This window comes from Streptomyces sp. (assembly GCF_031178505.1).
Classification (GTDB): domain Bacteria; phylum Actinomycetota; class Actinomycetes; order Streptomycetales; family Streptomycetaceae; genus Streptomyces; species Streptomyces gulbargensis.
Map to the genome: position 1 here is coordinate 1 of NZ_JAPSIW010000859.1, position 2,723 is coordinate 2,723.

Sequence of the window (2,723 nt, forward strand, 5' to 3'; positions counted from 1 at the left end):
CCGCGCCCGGTCCTTCGTGGCGGCCCGCACCCACCTCGACGAGGCCAAGCTGACCGCGCTCGACCCGGCGGCCGACGTGACCGGCGTACGGGCGGCGCTGCACGCCGTCGAAGGGGTCTGCCTGGGTGGGGACGCCGCCGGGCAGGCGGCGGGCGACGACGCGGGGCGGCGCTTCCGCTGGCTGATCGCACCCCGCTCGACCGTGGTCCAGCCGGGGCCCGTGCACACCGGTCTCACCGCCGACCCGGAGGCCGAGGTGGAACGGCTGCTCGACCTCCTCGTGCGCTGAGGGCACCGGGGATCACCCGTGTGACCGAGGAGTGACGGTGCGCACCCGGTGGGCCGTTGACACCGGGTGCCAGGGCTTCTAGCGTCTCGTCTGCGGACGATACTAAGCGGTCGCTCATGTGCGGGACGCAGGAGCGGGTCGAGAGCGTGCCGGCCGTATCCACGGATGATCCAAGGGCGAGGAGAAACCAAGCATGTCCACCACCGAGCAGCGCGTAGCCGTCGTCACCGGTGCCGCACGGGGCATCGGCGCCGCCACCGCGATCCGCCTCGCGGCCGAGGGCCGCGCCGTCGCCGTCCTCGACCTCGACGAGGCGGCCTGCAAGGACACCGTCGAGAAGATCACCGCCGCCGGCGGCACCGCCCTCGCCGTCGGCTGCGACGTCTCGGACGGCGCCCAGGTGGAGGCCGCCGTCGCGCGCGTGGCCGCCGAGCTCGGCGCGCCCACCATCCTCGTGAACAACGCGGGCGTGCTGCGCGACAACCTCCTCTTCAAGATGTCCGAGGACGACTGGGACCTCGTCATGAACGTCCACCTCAAGGGCGCGTTCCTGATGGCGAAGGCCTGTCAGAAGCACATGGTCGACGCAGGCTTCGGCCGGATCGTCTCCCTCTCCTCCTCCTCGGCGCTCGGCAACCGCGGCCAGGCCAACTACTCGGCCGTCAAGGCCGGTCTGCAGGGCTTCACCAAGACCCTCGCCAAGGAGCTCGGCAAGTTCGGCGTCACCGCCAACGCGGTCGCCCCCGGCTTCATCGTCACCGAGATGACCGCGCAGACCGCCGAGCGCGTCGGCATGGGCTTCGAGGAGTTCCAGGCCGCCGCCGCCTCCGCGATCCCGGTGCAGCGCGTCGGCCGCCCCGAGGACGTCGCCAACGCCATCGCGTTCTTCACCGGAGACGACGCCGGCTTCGTCTCCGGCCAGGTCATGTACGTGGCCGGCGGCCCGCTCAACTGACGTCCGCGAACCAGAGGAGGAGGCGGGCATGACCGCACAGGACAGGCCGGAACCGTCCGGCAAGGTCGCTCTCGTCACCGGCGCCAGCCGGGGCATCGGATACGGCATCGCCGAGGCGCTCGTCGCCCGCGGCGACCGGGTCGTCATCACGGGGCGGGGCGAGGAGGCCCTCAAGGAGGCCGTGGAGCGCCTCGGGGCCGACCGGGCGATCGGAGTGCCCGGCAAGGCCCACGACGAGGCCCACCAGGCCGCCGCCGTCGACGCGGCGATGGACGCCTTCGGCCGGGTGGACTTCCTGGTGAACAACGCCGGGACGAATCCGGTCTTCGGGCCCATCGCGGACCTCGACCTCGGTGTCGCGCGCAAGGTCTTCGAGACGAATGTGATCTCCGCGCTGGGCTTCGCGCAGCGCACCTGGCACGCCTGGCAGAAGGAGAACGGCGGGGCGATCGTGAACATCGCCTCCATCGCCGGTGTCTCCGCCTCGCCGTTCATCGGCGCGTACGGAATGAGCAAGGCCGCGATGGTCAATCTGACCCTCCAGCTGGCGCACGAATTCGCGCCGGTCGTCCGGGTCAACTCCATCGCCCCGGCCGTCGTGAAGACGAAGTTCGCGCAGGCGCTGTACGAGGGGCGGGAGGCCGAGGCGGCCGCCGCCTACCCGATGGGCCGGCTGGGCGTCCCCGAGGACATCGGCGGCGCCGCCGCCTTCCTGACCTCGGAACAGTCCGCGTGGATCACCGGTCAGACCCTCGTGGTCGACGGCGGCATTTTCCTGAACGCCGGTGTCGGCTGACCGATAATCGGACACTCTCCGGAATTCCTGTCCGGATTGGCCCCGATTACGGAGCGAATGCGTCGTGTGCCCCGCCAGGCTCGGCGATTGACCTGGCGGGGTGCTGCGGTATCGTCGGCCGACCCCAGGCTGAACGAGGAGCGTGCACGTGTTCAACCGGACGAGTCTGCAGGCCGCTGCAGCCCTTGCGTCCATATCCCTGCTGTCCGGATGCGGTGTGTTTTCGGACAGTGAATCCGCCGGGGAGAAGAGAATTGTCGTAGGGACGACGAGTTCGCCCTCCACGCTCGATCCCGCGGCGTCGTGGGACAACTCGTGGGAGCTTTTCCGGAATGTCTTCCAGACGCTCGTGAGTTTCCCGACCGGCAGTACGACCCCGCAGGGCGACGCCGCCGACTGCAAATTCACGGACACGTCCAGCCGGGTGTTCGAGTGCACGCTCCGCGAAGGGCTGACCTTCTCCAACGGGCACAAACTGGACGCCAAGGCGGTGCAGCACTCCATCGAGCGCATCCGCACCATCGACCACGAGGGCGGCCCCAACGGCATGCTGGGTTCCCTCCAGACGATCGAGACGGTCGGCGAGCGCCGTGTCGTCTTCCGCCTCAACCGGCCGGACGCGACCTTCCCCTTCGTCCTCGCCACCCCCGCCATGTCGCTGGTGGACCCGGCCGAGTACCCGG

Annotated in this window: 4 protein-coding genes; all 4 read left to right on the top strand. The window is 70.2% G+C overall.

The window, feature by feature from the left end; translation table 11 throughout:
• Window positions 1-289: DUF3037 domain-containing protein (locus RIF68_RS33540; RefSeq protein ID WP_309055244.1), on the top strand; the 289-nt coding region annotated here is incomplete at its 5' end.
• A 193-nt stretch (window positions 290-482) separates the two neighbouring features.
• A complete protein-coding gene (gene fabG, locus RIF68_RS33545; RefSeq protein WP_309055245.1) occupies window positions 483-1,244 on the top strand; it encodes a 3-oxoacyl-ACP reductase FabG in 762 nt (253 codons plus the stop codon).
• Window positions 1,245-1,272: 28 nt separating this feature from the next.
• Window positions 1,273-2,040 carry an SDR family oxidoreductase gene (locus tag RIF68_RS33550; protein WP_309055246.1) on the top strand — a complete coding sequence of 256 codons (768 nt, stop codon included), beginning with the start codon at window positions 1,273-1,275 and terminating at the stop codon, window positions 2,038-2,040.
• Window positions 2,041-2,188: 148 nt separating this feature from the next.
• The coding region (locus tag RIF68_RS33555; protein ID WP_309055247.1) for an ABC transporter substrate-binding protein at window positions 2,189-2,723 on the top strand (535 nt) is incomplete at its 3' end.